Annotated in this window: 10 protein-coding genes and 1 pseudogene; 5 read left to right on the top strand and 6 right to left on the bottom strand. The window is 56.5% G+C overall.

Features of this window, described 5'->3' with window-relative positions; translation table 11 throughout:
- Positions 1-114: 114 nt before the first annotated feature.
- Positions 115-1,161: a class I SAM-dependent methyltransferase gene (locus AM379_RS08465; RefSeq protein ID WP_106503603.1), complete on the bottom strand. Its 1,047-nt coding sequence runs from the start codon at positions 1,159-1,161 to the stop codon at positions 115-117.
- Positions 1,162-1,238: 77 nt separating this feature from the next.
- The gene (locus AM379_RS08460) at positions 1,239-1,763 is read right to left on the bottom strand and encodes a lipocalin family protein (protein WP_106503602.1); all 525 of its coding nucleotides are present in this window, start codon (positions 1,761-1,763) and stop codon (positions 1,239-1,241) included.
- A 117-nt stretch (positions 1,764-1,880) separates the two neighbouring features.
- Here AM379_RS08460 and AM379_RS08455 point away from each other — a divergent pair, with 117 nt between their 5' ends.
- From AM379_RS08455 to AM379_RS08435, 5 genes and pseudogenes are all read left to right on the top strand, one after another.
- Positions 1,881-2,606 carry a MerR family transcriptional regulator gene (locus AM379_RS08455; protein WP_014168030.1) on the top strand — a complete coding sequence of 242 codons (726 nt, stop codon included), beginning with the start codon at positions 1,881-1,883 and terminating at the stop codon, positions 2,604-2,606.
- Between the two features lie 99 nt (positions 2,607-2,705).
- Positions 2,706-3,113 (top strand): hydroxyisourate hydrolase, encoded by a 408-nt coding sequence (gene uraH, locus AM379_RS08450; protein WP_106503601.1) that lies wholly within the window; start codon positions 2,706-2,708, stop codon positions 3,111-3,113.
- Positions 3,114-3,215: 102 nt separating this feature from the next.
- Positions 3,216-4,175 carry a YbgA family protein gene (locus tag AM379_RS08445; protein WP_020882705.1) on the top strand — a complete coding sequence of 320 codons (960 nt, stop codon included), beginning with the start codon at positions 3,216-3,218 and terminating at the stop codon, positions 4,173-4,175.
- A gap of 148 nt (positions 4,176-4,323) precedes the next feature.
- On the top strand, positions 4,324-5,412 hold the full coding sequence (locus AM379_RS08440; protein ID WP_059305837.1) for an AAA family ATPase: 1,089 nt from the start codon (positions 4,324-4,326) through the stop codon (positions 5,410-5,412).
- Between the two features lie 329 nt (positions 5,413-5,741).
- Positions 5,742-5,849: pseudogene (locus tag AM379_RS08435) on the top strand (RNA 2'-phosphotransferase); the annotation flags it as partial.
- Here AM379_RS08435 and AM379_RS24205 read toward each other — a convergent pair.
- The 4 genes from AM379_RS24205 to AM379_RS08415 all read right to left on the bottom strand — a co-directional run bounded on the left by AM379_RS24205 (position 5,842) and on the right by AM379_RS08415 (position 20,572).
- Positions 5,842-6,306, bottom strand: coding sequence for a hypothetical protein (locus AM379_RS24205; RefSeq protein ID WP_181010279.1), 465 nt, complete (start codon positions 6,304-6,306; stop codon positions 5,842-5,844). The pseudogene AM379_RS08435 and the gene AM379_RS24205 sit on opposite strands and share 8 nt — an antisense overlap.
- 316 nt (positions 6,307-6,622) lie before the next feature.
- Entirely contained in the window at positions 6,623-6,892 is a 270-nt protein-coding gene (locus AM379_RS08425; protein WP_106503599.1) for a hypothetical protein, read from the bottom strand.
- Positions 6,879-18,857, bottom strand: coding sequence for a hemagglutinin repeat-containing protein (locus AM379_RS08420; RefSeq protein WP_269467238.1), 11,979 nt, complete (start codon positions 18,855-18,857; stop codon positions 6,879-6,881). The genes AM379_RS08425 and AM379_RS08420 overlap by 14 nt, the downstream gene beginning before the upstream one ends.
- A gap of 14 nt (positions 18,858-18,871) precedes the next feature.
- On the bottom strand, positions 18,872-20,572 hold the full coding sequence (locus tag AM379_RS08415) for a ShlB/FhaC/HecB family hemolysin secretion/activation protein (protein WP_106503598.1): 1,701 nt from the start codon (positions 20,570-20,572) through the stop codon (positions 18,872-18,874).
- Between the last annotated feature and the right edge of the window lie 102 nt (positions 20,573-20,674).

Raw genomic sequence — 20,674 nt, 5'->3', positions numbered from 1 at the left:
AATCCCCAACAGACATTGAGAATAAAGAAACCAGCTAATCCTTCGTGGTAGTTGTTTGGGTAAACCGAACAACTGAGGAACGGTAAATATTCTAGCGCCCTGTCCCCCCTCACCCTAGCCCTCTCCCTCAGGGAGAGGGAACTGACCGTGCGGTTTGTCATCCCCCACCTTAATCTCCATCACCGCATACACCCCGTCTTTCGGGACGACCACAGTGACGTTTTCCACCGGCACGCCTGCCGCGATATGAATATCCTGCAGCTGCCGGAGCGTCCGCGGGTAAATATCCTCCCAGCCGATACAGCGCAAAATAAAATCGATTTGTGGGCTACTGGCCAGCATATTCGAGACAATCACCGCCCCGCCGGGCTTTATCAGCCGCAGCGCACGCTGGAGAAAAATCACCGCATCGGCATCGTTGAAATAGTCGAAAATCCCCAGCGCATCCACCAGTTCGGCCTGATGCTCGCCCAGCTCATGCAGTAAATCTTCGTTACGCACCAGCGTATGGAGCAAGTTGCGCCTGAGCAGGGTCAGCTGTTCACCCACGATAATGCCTTCCTGCGCCGCCATGGTTTCGGCCCAACTGAGCGCCACAGGGTCTTTATCCACCAGCGTCAGATACACCTGCTGGCCGTCGAGCTTCGCCTCGCGCAGCGCCTCCAGCACGGGAATTGCAGCCCCGCTCGCCAGGCTCACCCAATTGTTATCGTTCCCGTTGCGGATGTATTTATCCACCATCGCAGCCAGTACTTTTGCACGGGAGCGCACACCAATGGCATCGTTCGCATGGATAAACCACTGGCGGCTGTCGCTGTCCATTCGGGTTCCGTCTGGCAGGCGCTCCTCCAGCGGGTTTTGCACCACAAAAAGCGCCAGCGCAGAGGGAACCAGCCGGGTACGCCACGCGGTGAGCGCCGGACGATTGCGGTAGGCTTGCCCGGAATAACGGTTCTGTGGGACAAGCACGGCCTGTCCCCCCTCTTCGTATTCAATCAGCGGAGGACGAAGCGCCGGGTCGGCTTTCAGCGCCCGGTTAATCGAATTGATCTCACAGGCAGTGTCGTCCTTCATCGGCCACTGGTCGCTAATATCCGGAAATGACGCACTGAAAATGGTCATATTTTCCGGTGCGTCGCCGCGAAAAGGCTGCCAGTTCATGTCGTCGTCTCCCGTTGAGCTTTTAACGGAAGTCTATCCAGGCGAGCCAGTAAAACCCTACGAAGAAAGCACGATCTTCACTGCTTAACCCACACCAGCTGATCAACCTTGAAGCCCAGACTGCGTGCGGTATTCAGGTAGTCCTGTTTCACGGCATCCGGAATCGTCGGCGTACGAGACAGGATCCACAGATAGTCGCGGTTCGGGCCGCTCACCAGCGCATACTGGTACTTATCGTCCAGCTTGATCACGTTATAGCCGCCGTAGAAGGGACCGAAGAACGACACCTTCAGCGCTGCCGTCGTCGGTTCGCCAGTAAAGTACGCTTTGCCTTCACTCTCATTCCACTTGTTTTTGACCGGGTCGAAACCCCGGTTAAGCACGCTGATGCCACCGTCGCTGCGCTCGCCGTAGGTGGCGGTCACCTTCTCCAGCCCGCGTTCGAAGCGGTTTTCCAGGCGGGCGACTTCATACCACTTGCCGAGATAGCGGCTGGCTTCAAAATTTGAAATGGGCTTTACGCCTTTCGGTGGCGTAGGGGATTTGCAGGCCACCAGAGTCAGGGCAATGGCGACACCCGTCACAACAGGCCATAGTTTCATGAGAATTCCTTTCATTTGCACGGTTGGAAGTAAAGTGTAGTGCACCGTTACGGCGCTTCATCCCGTGAGGGAAAATTCGTAGTATATTGAGAGTATTCCTCCACTCTGGACACGGACATGGCTTACTCCATCGGCGAATTCGCCAGACTCAGCGGGATCACCGCCACGACGCTGCGGGCATGGCAGCGTCGCTATGGTTTACTCAAGCCACAGCGCACGGAGGGCGGCCATCGCCAGTACAGTGATGAGGACGTCCAGCAGGCACTGAAAATCCTCGACTGGGTGAAAAAAGGCGTGCCCATCGGCCAGGTCAAACCGCTACTGGAACGCCCCGTCCCGCGCCGGACCAACAACTGGCAAACGTTGCTTGAGACCATGCTGCAACGCCTGCAGGACGGGAAAATTGAATCCCTGCGCCAGATGATTTACGACGCCGGCCGCGAATACCCCAGGCCAGAGCTGGTTGCAAATGTGCTGCGTCCGTTGCGCAGCCAGATGTCAGCCAACATCCCTGCCGCCATGACCCTGCGCGAGATCCTCGACGGCATTATCATCGCCTACGCCTCGTTCTGCCTTGAGGGCGACAAAAAAGCGCCGGGTGATAACATCCTGCTTAGTGGCTGGTACCTGAATGACCCGTGTGAAATCTGGCTCGAGGCCCTGACGCGTACCGGACAAGGACACCGTATCGATATTTTGCCTACTCCCTCCACGTCATTGGCGCCTGAGATTTTCCCCGAGCGCAAATGGCTTCTGGTGACCAGCGGTAAACTGACCGCCGCCCGGAAAAAGCAGGTGGCGCAGTGGCAGCAGCAGGTATCCCTTGAAGTGATTATCCTCTGATTATTTTCTCCTGCGGTAAACTTCACGAAAAGTTGAATATTTTTCCGTCCCGCAAATGCTAACGTTTTCCTGTGACTGACAACCCCACAGGAAAACACAATGAAAAAAACAACCCCTCTGCTGATGCTGGCCGCCATGGCCTTTACCCCTGCCGCGTTTAGCGCCCCTGCCGGCACCCTGAGCGTACATATTCTCGACCAGCAAACCGGGATGCCGCCATCTGACGTTACCGTCACGCTGGAGAAGCAGCAGAACACATGGACCCAGATTGCCAGCGGCAAAACCGACCACGACGGACGTATCAAATCACTCTATCCGCAGGATCAGGACATGCAGCCAGGCGTGTATAAAGTGACCTTTAAAACCGCTGATTACTTCCACGGCAAAAAGCTGGACACCTTCTTCCCGGAGATCCCAGTGCTATTTACCGTGACCCGAACCAACGAGAAACTTCACATCCCGCTTCTGCTGAGCCAGTACGGCTACTCGACCTATAAGGGCAGTTAAGCCGCATTGATTTTAAAGGATAATAAAAAATAACTCCGCCAATACTTGGACAAATTACTCATGTTGTGTAAGTTTTAGATATACGAACTGGAGACACACACCATGACAATGAAACCTGTAATCGGTATTAGCGGATGTTTGACCGGTTCCGCCGTTCGCTTCGACGGCGGACATAAGCGTATGGGCTTTGTCATGGACGAACTGGCCCAGTGGGTGAATTTCAGGCCCGTCTGCCCTGAGATGGCCATCGGCTTGCCGACGCCACGCCCTGCACTGCGTCTTATCGTGACGGACAGCGGTGAAACCCAGATGCGTTTTAGCCACGCCCCGCACGAAGACGTTACGCAAAAGATGGCTGACTTTACGGCAGATTATCTGCCTAAAATCGGCGATCTGGCGGGCTTTATCGTCTGTGCGAAATCCCCCAGCTGCGGCATGGAACGCGTGCGGCTGTATGATGAAAACGGCAACCGGGGCCGCAAGGAGGGTGTCGGGCTGTTCACTGCCACCCTCCTTGAAACCCTGCCGTGGTTACCCGTGGAAGAAGATGGCCGCCTGCACGATCCGGTGTTGCGGGAAAACTTTGTTGAGCGTGTTTTCGCGCTTCATGAACTGAACACACTGCGCGCCCAGGGTCTGACGCGCCGTGCGCTATTGGACTTCCACAGCCGCTACAAACTTCAGCTGCTGGCGCACCATCAGGCGGGTTATCGTGAAATCGGCCCGTTCGTTGCCACGCTGCACGAGTGGGAAGATCTGGACGCCTTCTTTGTGGCGTACCGCGAAAAGCTGATGACCATCCTGAAAAAACCCGCCTCGCGGAAGAACCACACCAACGTGCTGATGCATATTCAGGGGTATTTCCGTAACCAGCTAAACAGCCGCCAGCGCGGCGAACTTCGCGACGTGATCCTGCACTACCGTAACGGGCAGTTGCCCATCCTCGCGCCGATCACGCTGCTGAAGCACTACCTGGCCGAATACCCTGACCGGTATCTGATGACGCAAAACTACTTTGATCCCTATCCTGATGATTTGGGTCTGCGTCTGGCAGTCAAGTGATCATAAAAATGCGAAGGCCCCATTGACCCTCAGAGGCCCAAAGCAGTACCCCGTTTAGACGACACCCTCACTGTCGTCTCTTTTTTTGCATTTAACCTTAAAGACTGTAATTATATACAGGCCTACAGTGCAAAAAAGGAGCCTGCCTGTGATCAAAAGCCTGCACATCCAAAACTACCGCTCGATTCGCGACATGTCGCTGGAGCTGGAAGCGCTCAATATCGTCTTCGGCCCCAACGGTACCGGGAAATCGAATATCTACAAGGCGATACACCTGATGCACAGCGCGGCGCAGGGGCAGTTCTCCCAGGCGCTGGCAAATGAAGGCGGTATTCTGAAGGTGTTCTGGGCAGGTAAGACCCGTAGCGACCAGCTCCGGCGGATGAGCCTCGCGGTGGAAACGGACACTTACGAGTACGAGCTGCAGGTGGGCTTTGTCGAGCAACTGCCCTATCCCTCCCAGTTTCAGCTCGATCCGGTCATTAAAGAAGAGTCCATCTGGCTTACCGGTCAGCGCCGTCGCCCTTCATCACAGCTGATGAAGCGCAGGAATCAGGCGGTATTTCTCAACAACGTGCACCACGAAAAAGTGACTCACAGCGGCACGCTGTATGAAAACGAATCGGTGTTCGGGCAGCTCGGCGAACCGCATCTCTACCCGGAAGTGTCGCAGATGCGCGAGTCCCTGCGTAACTGGCGCTTTTACCATGAATTTTCCGTCTCATCCGGCTCGGCGATGCGTGCCCCGCAGGTCGGTTTCCGCTCCCCGGTACTGGCCAGCGACGGCGCCAACCTGGCGGCCGCATTTCAAACCATTGTCGAGATTGGCGATGAAATGTTGCTGATGCGCATTCTCGACCAGGCCTTCCCCGGCTGCGAGTTTTACAGCGACAACACCGGCGGACGTTTTCGCATGATGATGCAGCGCGAGGGGCTGAGCAGGCCGCTGGAACCCGCAGAGTTTTCCGACGGGACGCTGCGCTTCCTGTGCCTGGCGGTAGCGCTGTTAAGCCCACGCCCACCGGCCTTTATCGCGTTGAACGAACCGGAAAACAGCCTGCACCCGCAGATGCTGCCCGCGCTGGCGAGCTTAATCGCCGAGGCCAGCCGCTACTCGCAGATCTGGCTCACCAGCCACTCGCCGGAGCTGGCGAAGTTGATTGAGAAGCAGCGGTCGTTTTCATTGTATGAGCTGTCGATGGCGGAGGGAGAGACGCGGGTGGAGAGGCTGGGGTGACTGCACCTTACTCTGTTCGATGACCAACTTTAGGGGTACAGATCAGGTAGCCAAGGCTTTGGTAATGGTGCTTACATTGAACAAAACGATGAAGGCGAGTATGCCAGAAAGCGTACATATCATCTGCAAATACGATCGGCTACGGGGATACTTGCACGAAACATAATTCATTCAACAAAGCCGCTCTAATCTACTGTTCAGATATAATATGTATTGAAATTTTTACTATCATCAGCGTATTACATATTGAAACCATTGGTTTTATTTTTAAATTCCAGAGGTTATTATTGAGACATCCAGGTACTGGATAAAATATAGAGGTGTAGTTCATGAATAAAAATCAACATATCGAAATAAGTAAATTTTTGAGTTATATATTGCGCCACAAACCTGAAGCAATTGAATTACAATTAGACACAGAGGGATGGGTTAACTTGCCATTTTGCTATATATATCTGCCCCTTCGGGACTAAATGTTTCATTAGCTCTAATTTTTGATTGGGCAAAGTTAGCATTTGCGACGGAGCCTCTCTCAGATATAGTTCCTTTCCCAACGGTATCAGTAACAGGTTTCACCGTTTGCCCTGGCTTAGGTGAAATACTTACACCATCTGCCAGCGATCCATATATTGCAGCCGCCATTCCATCTGCAGTTGTTTTTTGAAGATACGCTGACAGCCACCCGCACTTGCCGTTACAGTTGTCGATAATATCAGCGTACCACTTTGCCGAATCTTCATAGGCTCGACCCGCCAGATTGTCCTGGACACGTAGCGCGGTAAAAGCTTTTTCATCCAGTTCAATCAAGGTGCGCATCTGCACCACACAAGCGGTGTCTCCTGCATCCCAACATGTCTTCAGCTTAAGAATATTTTCCGGTGACTCCTTAGCCATATCCTTACGAACCCCCTGCTCACAAGAGGATTCACCGTTGCAGTTATTGAAACGTTCAGTGTAGAGTTGAGGACTTCCCTTACTCAAAAAGTTATTCTCAACAACAACTCTTTCCGACGCAGGTTGCCGCTATGAACCCGGCTTTCCCATGTACTTTCAGTTAGTTAAAATCTATTTTCCCTGTTGTACTTCCTTCCCGCCAACTTTTTGCCCCGACGCGACTTTTTCGCCAGAACACGCTACCGTCCGGCTAAGAACACCTAGTGCATTGTTACGTCTTATAAAATGATCCCGACTACAACTTCGGGATCTAAAACTATAGATATTTTACTGGGATATGAGATAACTGTTCTTCAGCAGACCAGTTTTCAGGCTCAGATTTTTTATGGTGCCACTTAGCACCACCATCTAGCCATTTTGCCCGATATTTCTTAACCCCTTGCAACGTTGAATCTTCGTAACCGAACTCGACCCCACAACAATCACATATATCGTATGTTGGTGATTCTCCATCATCGCCCCAAGGGGCATCTAATTGCTCAGCACCACATACCCGGCAAATATATAGTTCATTATTTTTGTGCATTGAAATAGTCCAAATTTGTTGGATAACCATGATCTGCGGGATCTGGCCTGAACATTGTTTTAGGTACACCATCAGCATTTTTGACTGCAAATGTGTTTGACGATGGATTGTAGTAAATCGTATCACCGTTTTTACGTGTTGTGGCAAGTGTGCCTATTGGCGGATTTGTAACAAAATTATGTGCTGCATCTACATATTGTTTTGAGTTTTGATACTCTGGGAACTCAGATTTATGTTTATCCCAATGTGAATAAGCATTGGAAACTGGTTCATTCTTCTTAGTGTCTGTCCAAATTTGAGTATCTTTGGATTTACCGCCTTTAGCTATCCCACCACCGCCTTTCAGTGGATCGCCATCAGCCCCTTCAATCCCGACTTTCAGCATCGGGTTTATGTCAAAGATCTTATCCTTGCTGAGCGAGTTATTCTCAACACTATTCTTCCCTGCACTGGCCCCGGCCGCCGCACCAGCCGTATTTCCCCCGGCAAGCCCGCCAGCTATGCCCGCTGAAACAGATGCCAGCGTACTCACGGTCTGCTTTTGCTCTTCCGTCAGCGTCGACGGGTCTGTGTCCGGATAGAGCTGTCTGGCAATCGCTGTCGCAATCAGTTCGCCGGATGCCGCCCCCACAGCGCCCGCTGCGACGCTGTTGCCCTGTAGGGCGGCGGTTACGCCGCCGAGGATGGCATGGGCAATCGCTTTTGCCGCCGCGTCGTCATTAATGCCTGCATGGTGTCCGATGATGTTCGCCAGTTCCGGGGCTGAAGCCCCCGCCAGCGCACCTGCAATATTACCGCCCGCCAGTCCCTGGAGAGCTGCCGTGGCCGCCTGGATGCCACGCTGCATGTCGCTGCCGGTTCCGTACTCCGCCATTTTTTCTTTGTAAGTCTGTGTGTTACGCAGACCCGCAAGATAGTCCTGACGTTGTTCCTCTGTCGCGTTTGCCGGCAGTGTCTCAACGGACACTTTCTGAGCCGCCTTCAACGCATTCAGGTCACCCTGCGTTTTGGCAATATCCGCCACCTGGCTGCCAATATCGCTGATCATCCCGACTGTGCTCAAGCGGTTCTGCTCTTTCTCCTTGTCGAAGATCGGGCTGATGCTGTCGTTGGCATGTTCGGTATCACGGCTCAGGTTTGCCACATCCTGCGTCTGATTATCTCGATCGCGAACGGTAATGGTGCCGTCAGCCACCGCCGCCTGGGTGGTACCTTCCTTATGGCCTTTATTCCCCGCAGCGGAGATCATGCCGCCCGGCATGTTGCCCTGGAATTTATCCCCGAAGCTGCCGCCGCCGCTCAGGCTGATGCCGGAGTGCGAGGTTTTAAAGTCGGCTTCGTTGTGGATATCGCTGAAGCCCAGCGTCCCTGTGTCGAGGCTGTTTTTGTCCGGCGTGGCGGTGGAGGCGATAACCGCACCATCAAGCTGGGTGTGATGATCCACGGTGATATCGAAACCGCCGTCCCCGGCGTACAGCCCGGTTTGTTCTGCCACGGAATCAAAGCGGCTCTTCATCTTGTCCTGGCTGGCGTTGATATAGCCTGAACCGGACATAGTACCAAAGGTGAAGCTGCCCCCTGCTGCGACACTGCTCTGCTTGCTGTCATAGTCGTTGTTGTTTTGCTGGCTGCCCATCAGCAAATCGTGCCCAACATCTGCCACGATTTTATTGCCGTTCACCTGGGCACCGTCGAGTACGGTGTCGTGCCCGCTTTTAAGGGTGACGTTTTTACCGCTGTCGAGGGTGGTTTCGGTCCAGTCGGTACCGTTGCCTTTATCCTTGCCGTGTGCGGCGTTGACGTTGGCAAACACGCTGATACCCGCACCGTTGCCTCCGGCACCGATGCTCACGCCGATACCGCCACCGCTGCTGCTGTTCTTGCCGCTGGTTTTTTGGGTATTCGCCGCGCCGGACAGCAGAATATCGTTCTGCGCATCCAGCGTGGTGTCGCCCCCGGCTTTCAGTTGGCTGCCCGCAATCACGATATCGCCGCTGTTCGCGCCTTTGTTTTTGCCGCTCGCCGTGATGGAGAGATTGTTGCCTGCGTTCAGCGTACTGCCTGCCACCGTATCACTCTCAGCATGCTGCTGTGACTTCGACTTCTGGGTCGTCAGCGAGAGGCTCACACCCATTGCGTTCGGGTCTCCGGTGGTTGCCGCCATATCCGTTGCCTGCCCGGCCTGCACGCCGGACAACACCGTTTTGGTGGCCTGAAGGGCTTTCAGACGTCCGTCACTTTGCTCTTTGGTCTCCTGCGCCGCGCTCACCGCATTGTTAATAGCGCTACCGACAGTGCCGGAGAGCGCCACGGTGAGTCCGCTTTTCTTCTGCTCAAAGGTTTCATCACGGGTGCGCTTGTCGTGACCTGGCTCGATGATGACGCTGTCGCCGCTGAGGCTTAAATCCTTCCCGGCGATGAGGTCTGCACCGCCAATGTGGGCCTGGTTTCCGGCAGAAATCGCCACATTCCCCCCCGTCGAGCCGACAGTACTGAAACTCTGGCTCTGGGTTGTGCCCTTCTCACGGAGATCGTGCGTGCTTTTGCTGCTGCCGATGGTGAAACCAATCCCGCCCGAGCCCATCAGGCCGGATTTTTTCTCTTCTTTGAAGCGCCATGAGGTGTCGCTGTTCGTGGCAGCCACGATATCGACGTTGTTGCCCGCCTTAAGCTGCACGTCACCATCACCCGCTACGGCGGAGCCTTTCACCAGCAGGTTATTGCCCGCCACCACCTGCACGTTATCGCCGCTCAGCAGTGAGCCGGATTCACGCGTCGCGCTGTTCTCCTCAATGGTGTGGGTCGTTTTCTTGCTGAGGAAACCGCTCTTGGTTTTGGTCTGCTCTTTGTAGTGATAATCGCTTTCGGTTGCGGTATTGAGATTGACGTCGCGACCTGCCGCCACGCCGATATCGCCCTTCGCCGTCACCTGCGCGGATTCGGTGGTGATATCGCGCCCGGCGAGGATTTGGGTATTCGCCCCGCTGGCAATCTCGGTTCCCTGCTGGCGTACCGACTCGTTGATAACGGTTTTCTTGCCTGACTTATCGCTGTCGCCCTGCGTGGTCTCTTCCGCAGCCAGATTCACGTCGCGACCCGCCTGCAGCCCGACGCTTTTCTCCGCCGCCAGCGCGGCGGCCTGAGCGTTGATATCCTGCCCGGCCTTCAGCACCAGGTTATCACCTGCGGAAATCGTGGTGCGGTCGAGCCCGGTGCTGTGGAACTCACTTTTCCCTTTCCGGCTGCTTTCGCTGGTTTGCTCCGCGTTCAGATTGAGATCGTTGCCCGCACTCAGCCCCGCGCTGCCGCCCGCCTTCAGGTCGCTGGCGGTCACGTCAAGGTTGTGCCCGGCATTCACCAGCAGGTTGCCGCCCGCAGTGACGTTACTTCCCTGATACGTGATGGATGAACGGCTGGTTTTTACCTGACTGGAGCTGTACGCGTCGTTGATCTGATTCGCGTTGACGGCAATATCGCCCCACGCGTTCAGCAGCATATCACCGCCGGAGGCCAGGTTCGCCCCGGTGACCGTGATGTTTTTTCCCGCCTCAAGCGACAGGCCGTCCTGCGCGGTAATAGACGCCGTGTTGCCCAGAAGCGTGTCTTTCAGACTGATGTTGCTGTACTTCCCTTTGGCGTTGATATCAATCTGCTCAACCTGAGTCAGGTTGTTGATGCTGCCGTCCAGGCTCTCCAGCGCGACCGTTTTACCGCTGATGGTGGAGCTGATGTTATTGATATCGCCGATGGCGCTCAGGTTCAGGTCGCCGCCTGCTTTCATCAGGCCATTGTTGAGGTTGCTGATACTGTTCTGACTGTCGAGCGTCAGGCTGTTTTTCGCCAGCAGCGAGCTGCCGCTGTTGGTGATGCTGCCCCCCTTCAGGGTGACGTTGTTGCCCGCAATCACGCTGCCGTTATTGACGCTGACGTCCTTCGGCGACAGGTAAAGCTTCGGCACCATCACCGTTTCGCCGTTGACGGTGGCCTTCTCCCACCACAGTAAGCTGTGGTCGAGCGCAGCAATCTGATCCGCTGTCAGCGAGACGCCAAACTGCAGGCCCAGCGACTGTTGCGCCGCCGCGGCGTTATCCATCAGATAGCGCATCTGATCCAGATCGGAGCCGATACCGTTCAGGTAGCGGTTACCGGTCTGGTTGAGCACTACGTTGGAAACATAGCGGGTATCGAACGCCGCATCGCCGAGGAAGCGGTAATCGTAATCCGGGTTCAGGTTGAGGCGGCCAAGCATGTAAGACGAGCCGAGGAACTGCTTCTCGTCGGTAAATGCCAGCCGGGTCTCCTGCGGTGCCGTGGACGACGGTTTAACTCCGAGCATGGCGTTCAGGTCGGCAAACAGGGCGGGATCAAGCTGTCCGAGACCATTCAGTTTCGGGTTGATGCTGATCAGGTACGGGCTTTTCGGGTTGTCGGAGAAGACAAAGTAGCCGTTGTTGCCCGATGGCAGCGGGTAAGCGCTGGTATCGACGCGCTGACCCTGATAATGCCCGACGGCACCGCCCTGAGCGGTTTTGAAATCGGCGGTAGTGGCACCCGCATTCGCCAGATCGCCCAGTTTACCCAGATCAGCATTGCCTTTCTGGCTGGTAGAAATGTTGCTTAACGAAGTACTTGTTGCGCCGTTAGTCTCCAGCGCATCGCCTCCGTTAAGTTGCTGGAGGGCATCCTGCAACTGATCGTTCCACTGCGGTGAGTTCACCGCCACGGTGCCGGTATTCGACAGGCTCTGTTTTTGTACTCCGCTATCAATGACTTGGTTGCTGAGTGTGTTCAGCGATGGCGTTGAGATAACGTTGCTGACGCCACCCGCATTGGCGGTGGTATTAGTATTGCTGATGTTACTGGTGAAATTCGCGGTGACGTTGCCACCCGCCTGGATGACAGCGCGGTATATTTCACCATTTTCACTTTCAGTGACATGTCCATCCAGTACATACGTTACGTTATTGTCGTGGTATGTATTGCGATGAGTTGGGGCATAGGATCCCGGAGAACCACTGCCAACAGGGCCGCTTACGTACTTATAAACCGCATATTCAGTATAAGTCCCGCTCTGGTAACTCTGGTTATTAAGCGTATTTCCCGCAAGAGTAATATCGTTATTAGCCAGAATTGTACTGGCCTGATTATTTAAATTTTCGGCAGCTATAGTCAGATTACGCCCGGAAGCAATGCGAGCACTTCCACCTTCGGCATTTACGACCTGAGCAGTCTGATTCAATGCAAATTTGCGTGTTTCATAACCGGCAATTGGTTTGTAATAATAATGCGTATCCTCATACATGAAACAGGGAACACCACCGCATGTGCCGGAGCCATCATGGGTATAAGTGCTGTATTTATCCTGAATAAGTGTATCGAGTCCCAGAATCGAAGCCGGTATATCAACAGTTGCCTGCCCTACCCAATCATACGTTGACGAAGAATTAGTGGTAGTTGTAGTTGATGTCAACCCGGCTCGTTCATTGCGCAAGTTAGCCGTTTTAAGGGCAATATCGCCATTCTGTGTCTCAATATTTCCGGAGGTATTCACCACCTGGCTGTTCGCATTCCCTGCCGCATCTCGCTGCATCCACAGGTTATCGCCTGCCATGATATCGCCGCGCTGGTTGATGATGCTGTCGGCATACAGCGCCAGATTATTCGCTGCATACAATAGCGCTGTATTGACGATAGAACCCGGCGCGCTCAGCGTCAGCGAGCCGCGAGTGCCGGTAAAGCCGTCCACGGTAATGTTGCTGCGGCTTGCAACGGTAATATCGCCTCCGCCCTGTACCGACCCCGCCGCATTCAGCGCTACGGCGCTACCGGAGAGCGTGCTGGCACCGCTACCGGTGGTAATTTGTCCGTTATTGCTGAGCTGACCGCCCGCATTCAGATTGACCGCCTGCCCCTGTAACACATTACGGTTGTCGATGTCGCCAGCGCTGTTAATGGTCAACGTTTTTCCCGCAGCCACAGCTGTTTTGCTGGTAAAGGCGTTGGTGAGTTGCAGTGTAAGATCGCCTAAAGAAACCAACTGGCCGACGGCGTCCAACCCCTTACTCTGGAGCCACAGGTTTCCGCCACTCAGGAGCTTACCGCCAGTACGTTGGGTCACCTGGTCAGCGTTGACAGTAAGTTGAGTATTGCCAAGCAACGTCCCGCTGTTGGTCAGCTGGTTGTAGTTGACCGTAAGCTGCCCCGCCTGGGTAGTGCCCTGGCTGGTAAAGGTGCTACCGGTCAGCGTGGCACGATCCGCGACCCACGTACCGTTGTTAGTGGCGTTAGCCGCATTAAGGATAAGATCGGTGGCCTGCAGCCAGCCTGCGCCGCCAAACTGCGGCGTGCCGAGCGTCAGGCGTGCGCCGGAAAGAAGCTTACCGTCGTTACGTGCCTGCGAGGATGCAGTCACGCGCGTCTCGCCACCGCCCTGAATCAGACCGTAGTTAAACAACACAGGTGTCGTCACCGTCAGACCATCGCGGCTGACGATTTCGCCACTGGCGTTATTGGTCAACGTCCCGCTAAGCGTCAGGGTCGTGCCGTTATCACCCTGCAGGCGCCCGTTATTGGCGAGCTCGCCGGTGTTGATACCAAGCGTGCCCCCCTGAATTTTACCGTCGCTGGAGACGGAGGCCGCAGTGATGTTCAGCGCCCCGCCGGAGAGCATAGTGCCGGTTGACTGCTGGCTGACCGCGCCAGTCTGGCTAAGGGTCAGGCCATTGACCCCACTGATGGCGCCGTTGTTGCTGAGCGTGCCGCTTTTCAGCGTCAGGTTTTTCGCCACCCATTGCCCCTGGTTCGCCAGCGTGGCGGCCTGCAGCGTCGCGCTGCCCAGAGCGGTGATCTTACTGCCTGCGGTGCCGGTGAGCGTATCGGTCAGCGTCATCTGCAACGCATCGGCGCTTTGCACCGCGCCGCTGTTGGTGAGCGACTGCGCGTTAAGCAGGATGTTTTGTGCCTGCCAGCTTCCGGCGTTGGTCACCGTACCGGACGTTATCGTCAGGGTGCCCTGAGTAAGCAGTTTACCGCCTGCACCGTTAATGAGTTCCTGCTGCGGCGCGGCCATCGCCATGCGCGCCATCAGCCGCTGCTGGCCCTGTAAGGTGAGGCTCTGCAGGCCGGTTAATGTGCCCTGGTTGTTAATGCTGTCCTCACGCAGCGTGAGGGTTTTCCCCTGCACGGTGCCGCTGTTTTTGAGGGTGCTACCGCCGAGCTTTACATCGCTTTCGCTGAGAAGCTGCCCGCGGTTATCCAGCGTCTGCGCAGTGATATCCGCCATACCATGGCTCATCAGCGAGCCAGTTGAGGTCAGCGTGCCGTCAGTGTTAGCCGTGAATGTGCCCTGGCTGAGCAGTGACCCGCCGTGCGTCCAGTTGGTGGCGCTGATGTCTGCGCCATTCCCCTGCAGCGTGCCCTGGGTGGTCAGTTGGCCTGCGTCCAGCGTCATCATGCCGCCGGAGAGGGTTCGCGAGGTCACGCCCGTGGTCAGCGTGGTGCCGGTGAGCGCCAGGACGTTCGTTCCCTGCATCAGCCCGCTGTTGTTGAGATCGCGGGCATTAAGGGACAACGTGCCGCCCATAATACGCCCGGGGTTTGCCAGGGTGTCAGCGGTGAAGGTGGTTGCACCACCGCTCTGCAGTAACCCGGTATTGTTCAGCACCTCGCTGAGCGTGCCGCTGAGTCCGGTCTGCCCGTTTATCGTGCCGCTGTTGGTAAGGCTGTTGCCCGTCATGCCGAGCGTCGCGCCCTGCAGCGTACCGACGTTCGTGAGTTGTCCGTTCTTCAGCGTGAAGCCACCGCCGGAGAGCCATTTGCCGTTCAGCTCGTTGATAAAACGATCGGCGGTGGCATTCACGGCGTTGTTGCCCTGCATCAGGCCGCTATTGCGCAGCTCCGTTCCGCTTGCGGTCAGCGTTTTGCCCGCCATCGTGCCGCTGTTGCTCAGGGTCGACGCATTAAGCGTGGCATTTCCGATGGCAACCGTATTTCCCGCGTTCGTCAGGGCATGACTCAGGCTAAGATCCAGGCTCTGTGCCTGAATATCGCCCTGGTTCGTCAGGTCGCGTCCCCGGAGAGTGAACACGCCATTCACCAGCAGCAGACCGGCGTTATCCAGCGTATCGAGATCCAAATCCAGGTTGCTGTTGCTCACCAGCTGTCCGTTGGCGCCGTTACTCAGCGCGCGGGTGGCCAGCGCCAGCGTGTCATTGCCCTGCATAATACCGGAGTTGCTGAGCTGCGCGGCATTTACCGTCAGCGCTCTCCCGGCCAGTTGGCCGTCGTTAAACAGCTGCGCCGCCGTCAGCGTAAAGAGGTTCTGACTGAGCAGGGCCCCGCTGTTGTCCAGCCTGCCGGTCGCGGCAAGCATCAGAGCGTCCAGCGTCTGAATGGTACCCTGGTTACCCAGGCTCTCTGCGCCAAGCGTCACGCTGCGCCCCTGAAGGTTGCCCGCATTGCTGAGGTTTTTTCCGCTCAGCGTCAGGGTCTCGCCGCCCGTCACCTGCCCCTCAGGCTGGTTCGCGAAGGTATTCCCGGACCACTTCAGCGTACTGCTCCCCTGAAGCAGACCGCTGTTCTGCAGATCGCCCCGCAGGGTCAGCACTTTCGCCAGCAACTGGCCCCGGTTATCGGTGCGGTCGGTCTGAACGTCCAGCATCTGCTGGCTAAGCACCTTGCCGCTGTTGGTCAGCGCGCCGCTCACCGCCGCGGTCACGCCCGTTTCCCCCAGCGCATTACCGGTGTTGATCCACTCGCCGGTGGCCAGGTTCAGGGTTTTACCCTGCAAAAGCCCGGCGTTGTTCAGGGTAGTGTGGTGCAGGTCGAGCGCGCCACCGGAAAGCAGCATGCCTGTCTGCTGGTTGCTGAGCTGTGCCCCGGTCGCCGTCAGAGAATGGGTTCCCTGCAGCGTGCCGCCGTTAGCGATCGCCGCGCTGTTAAACTGCGCGTCGGTGCCGGCCATCAGCCCGCTGTTCGTCAGGCTGGCGGCGGTGAGTGTCAGGCCGTCACGGGCAATCATCCGCCCGTCGGCATCATTGCTGGCATGGCGGGTCAGGTCCAGCAGCAGCGCGGTGGCGCTGAGCTCGCCGCTGTTGGAAAGCGTTTCGCCGTTAAGCGTCAGCGTTCCGCTGCTGCGCAGCGCGCCCCGGTTAGTGATATCCGCCACGCCAAGCGTCAGGGCATTATCCGCCTGGACAGTTCCCTGGTTTTGCAGACTGTTTGCCGTGATGTGCAGGTCGCTCGCAGCAATACTGCCCGCGTTGACCAGCTCGGTACCGTTCAGGGTGATATGGTCGTCCGCCAGCAGGCGTCCGGTGTTAGTCAGGCTGCGAGAGTCGCTGTTCAGGCTGACACCGTTGATTTCACCCTGGTTTGTCAGCGTGTCGCCTTTGAGGCGCAGCGTGCCGTCGGTGGTGATAAGCCCGCGGTTATTCAGCGTGGGGATGTTCAGCGTTGAATCCTGCGCGCTGTAGATCGACCCGCCGGTCAGGTTCGCGAGCGATCCGGTCTTCAGGCCGAGCAGGGCGTTTACCTGCAGCAGCCCGCCGTTTTCCACCGAGGCAGCGTCCAGCAACAGGGTATCGGCCACCAGCGAACCGCGGCTGGTGATACGTTCAGGAGCCGTCAGGGTAATGTGGTCCGCTTTTGCGACGCCAGAATGGAGAATGTTCTGGCCGCTGAGGCTGATGGCGCTGGCGGTGAGTTCACCGCCGCTGGTCAGGTCACTGGTCGCGTTAAAACTCAGCGTGTTGCCGGTGGATTTTCCTGCATGCGCCAGCGTGCCTGTCGTCACCGACAGAGCCCCTTTTGCCGCCTGGGTACCGTTCAGCGCCGCATTCTGCGCCTGCAGAGACAGCGCCTGCCCGCTCTGCAGGTGGGCATCCTGGCCGGTGGTAAGGTCGCGGGAGCTGACGGTTACATCCCCCGCCGCGTCCGTCTGTCCGTTCAGGCTGGCGCTCCGGGTCGCGGTAAGCTGGACGTTACCCTGGCTGGTCGTACGGGACGTCTGACCGCTGGTCAGGGTACCAGCCTGCGCTGTCAGCGCCGTCGCGCCGGACAGGATACCGTTTTGTTCAAGCGTATCTGCCGTCACGTTCATCGCGCCGTCAGCCATTAGGCTGCCGCTGTTACGCAGGGTCTGTTGCGCCGTTACGCTCGCATCGCCTTTCGCACTCAGCGTGCCCCGCTGCTCCAGAGTACCGGTGTTTAACACCAGTTTTCCGGCGCTCTGCAGGGTGCCGTTATTGGTCACCGTCTGCCCCTTCAGGCTGACGTCGTTACCCTGCACCGTACCGCCGTTCGTCAGGTCTCCGGCATTAACGTCAAGATGGCTTTTCGCCGCCAGTTGGCCGCTATTTGTGACTTTGTCGCCAGAGAGCACCATGTCGCGCCCGGCATTCACCTGCCCCTGATTACTGACGGTGCCGCCCGTCAGACGGATATCGCCAGAGGCATCGGTCCGGCTCTGACCGTCCAACACCAGCTGCTCGCCGCTGAGCGCCAGACTCTCTCCTGCCGAGACCGCACTGGCCGTGGATGACAGCATGCCGCCGCTGTTCATAGTCACGCGGATATCGCTGCCACTGCGGGTATTGGTCAGCGCAATGTCCTTCCCGGCCGCCACGCTGAGCGCCCCTTTGCTGGTGACGCTGCCGCCGCGCTGCGTCAGGCTACCGTCGGTAGACAGCGTGGTATCCGCCTGGCCGGTCAGCGTCGCATCCGCAAGGGCGATCCCCTGTTGAGCGGTAACGGTCAACGTCCCACCCTGTGCCGACACGCCGCCACCGTTGACGGTGAGCGTGTTTTTACTGTTCATAGTCGCCGCGCCGCGAGAGATCAGCGAGGTATTATTGAGGGTCATCCCCTGCCCGCTGCTGATCGCCAGCGTGCCCGCAGTGTTCGTCCCGCCACCCGTTATCTGCACGTTCCCCTGACCAGAAAGGTGCATATCGCCGTTGCTGGCGAGCGTGCTGTTATTGAGTTCTACATCCTGCGAGCTAGCCACATTCAGCGCGCCACCGGCCTGATGGCTGCCGTTGAGGGTCACCCCTGCACCATTCGCGGCAATCGATCCACTGGCCAGGCTGTTGGTGACCGTCAGTTTCCCACCCGCATCAAGCTGAATATCTCCCTGACGCGCAGTGAGGTTACCGAGGTTCACCCCTACGCCCGTCTCGCTGGAGACCAGGCGGATACGGTTGGCATACATCCCGCCGAGCGCGCCGGTATCTACGGCCACCACGGGTGCGGCCCCCTCACCGGTAATCGGTTTAACGCTGCCATCTGCGCCCACGCGGTTCGCCCCTGCCGTGACCGTCAGGTCGTTCGCGTGAATCGCGGCGTTCACTTCCGTCGCACGCGCAATGATCGACAACGCATCGCTCTTGCTGGCATCCAGCCCCTGGCCTTCAACCGTAATGGCGCCTTTCGTCACCTGCAGCGCCAGCAGGTTGCCGTTGGCGTCAAACTGTGGCTTGCCGGTCGTCAGCGTAACGTTAGGAGTATTGATAAATCCGCATCCGTTACAGGTGATACCGTACGGGTTAGCCACCATGACATTTGCCGCTTTTCCGGCGACTTCGGTATAGCCCTGCAACTGGGAGCGGTTGGCGCCCGTGACTTCGTTAATGATGCCTTTCGCTTCCCGCCCGGCCTGCAGGTTGGGGTTGTTCTGGATAAGCCCGCCCAGTTGGGTCTGGGTTAAACGGTCGGTGCCGTTATTGAGGATAAGCCCCTCTTTACCGACGTTGTAATCACCGAACTGGTTATGCGAAATACCCGCCCCGTTTGGCGTGGCTATGTTAACGACCGGAACCCCGTTCCCTGCCTGATCGACCGTGGTCTGCCCGGACGGCGTCAGTGCCGCCGCGACGGCAGGTGCCATCGGCTGCCAGACCATTAAGCCGCATACAATCCAGCTAATCAGACGCTGCGAGAAACGAACAGGTGAGTGACGAGTATCCATAGTCGAAGAGTCTCTTAAAGCATGAAGGCAATACGCCAGTTAACGCTCACATGATCCGGGCCAAGCCAGTCGGGATAGTGCAATGGCGTACCGACTGAAATCTGGCTGCTGTACCAGCGCCCTGCGCTGCTTAAACCCACTGACGCCCCCCATAACGTGCCGGAGGCAAAACGGTCCTGGCGATCTTTTTCCAGCCAGCCACCGTCTACAGCGATCGTTGCGTTCACTGTGCCAATCACCGGAAGGGTGAAGAGGGAGTAGCCCAGCTCGTTACGCCAGTAGCCGCCGTTATCGCCGGACAGGTACTGCTCTTTAAAACCGCGCACCGAGCTTTCTCCGCCGAGCGTCAGGCGCTCAGAGCCGTACAGCCGGTCGGGCGACCACTGTCCGTAGGCGCTGGTCAGCCACCATGCGTTACGGGCAATCGGACGCTGGAAACTGGCGTTCAGACTCCATTTACGAAATTCTGCGCGCGGCATATCCCCGGATTTATCTTCGTCAGTTTCGGCATTGAACCACGGCATTCCGTGGCTCCAGGTCGGGTTAAAGGTCGCCACGCCACCCAGCATTTTTTGCGTATGTGTAATACCCAGAATCAGGCTGGAGAGGTTGCGTGTACTGCTCTGGAGTGGGGCATCATTGAGCCAGTTTCGGCTTGAGCGTTGTACTATGCCTGCTGCAACCCCTGTTTTCATATCGCCGTTGCGGAAAACGACCCATGACGCGTTAACGCGGTGGTTTTTTGTATCGCCGGTGGAGATCCAGTCGAATCCCTGGTTATTGATGGTGGTACGGTAGTTACTCCATGCGTAGCTGTAATCCAGTAATCCGTAGCCAAACGGCACGCTAACACCTGCCTGAAAGTTCTGTGCATCGTACGCACTGGCAAAATCGCTGCTCCGCCCACCGCTGACAAACCATTTATCCGCCAGCCCCAGCATATTGTTGGCGGTGAGAACGCCTGTAAGCTGGTTTTCACCCGTGCTCTTTTGCCCACTATTGTCGAGACTTACGGAAGCACTTAACGGAAATTCAGGTTTTGCTGTGAGATTAACAATGGAATATCCGGCCTGCGTCCCAGGAAGAATTTCAATCTGAACCGGCTCGGTGCGCAAACGGTTAATTTGCTCCATACCCTGTTCGATGTCGCGTAAATTAAGGATGCTCCCCACGCGTCCCGGAAATGCCATTTTCAACATTCGCGGGGTTTTACCTTCCAGACGGATCGCTTCCAGACGCCCCTCGAGCACAACGATATTCAACTGACCGCCAGAGAGATCCTGCTCGGTCAGAAATGCCCGGCTGGTGATATACCCACGACTGATATACCAGTCAGAAATATGCGCGAGGAGTTCTGTTATTTTTCCCATACCCAGACACTGGCTTTGCCACGGCGCAACAAGGGTATGTTGGGTTTCAGGGGACATTAACGTCGTCCCGGAAAGCGTAATTGTCTTAATAGTAAAACAAGGCCCGGAACCAGGAGTGACAGGCTTTGACCTGGTGGGAGAAGGGCGAGGAATACTCCGCTCCAGCTCTTCACGCTGTTGCTGGTTCTGTAATAAAAGCTGTTGCTGTTGTTGCTGAATGGAATCGCGATCGGCTGGCGAAAGTGGCGCAGCTTGTGCGATCACAGAAAGAAACGCAACAAATAAGATAGCAACAGCATAATTTACAAACGTAATTATTTTGTTTTTTATTTTAGAGGTGCTCATCCATGCCACAAAATCGATAGACAATTATATTTTGTACAATATAAGAGCAATCTGAATGTGAGTATATCGAATTTGCGATATGGAACATTAAAAAATACTTTT

It is taken from the genome of Enterobacter cloacae complex sp. FDA-CDC-AR_0132 (genome assembly GCF_003010695.1).
GTDB lineage: Bacteria > Pseudomonadota > Gammaproteobacteria > Enterobacterales > Enterobacteriaceae > Enterobacter > Enterobacter ludwigii.
This window is presented reverse-complemented; position numbering and strand designations above follow the sequence as displayed.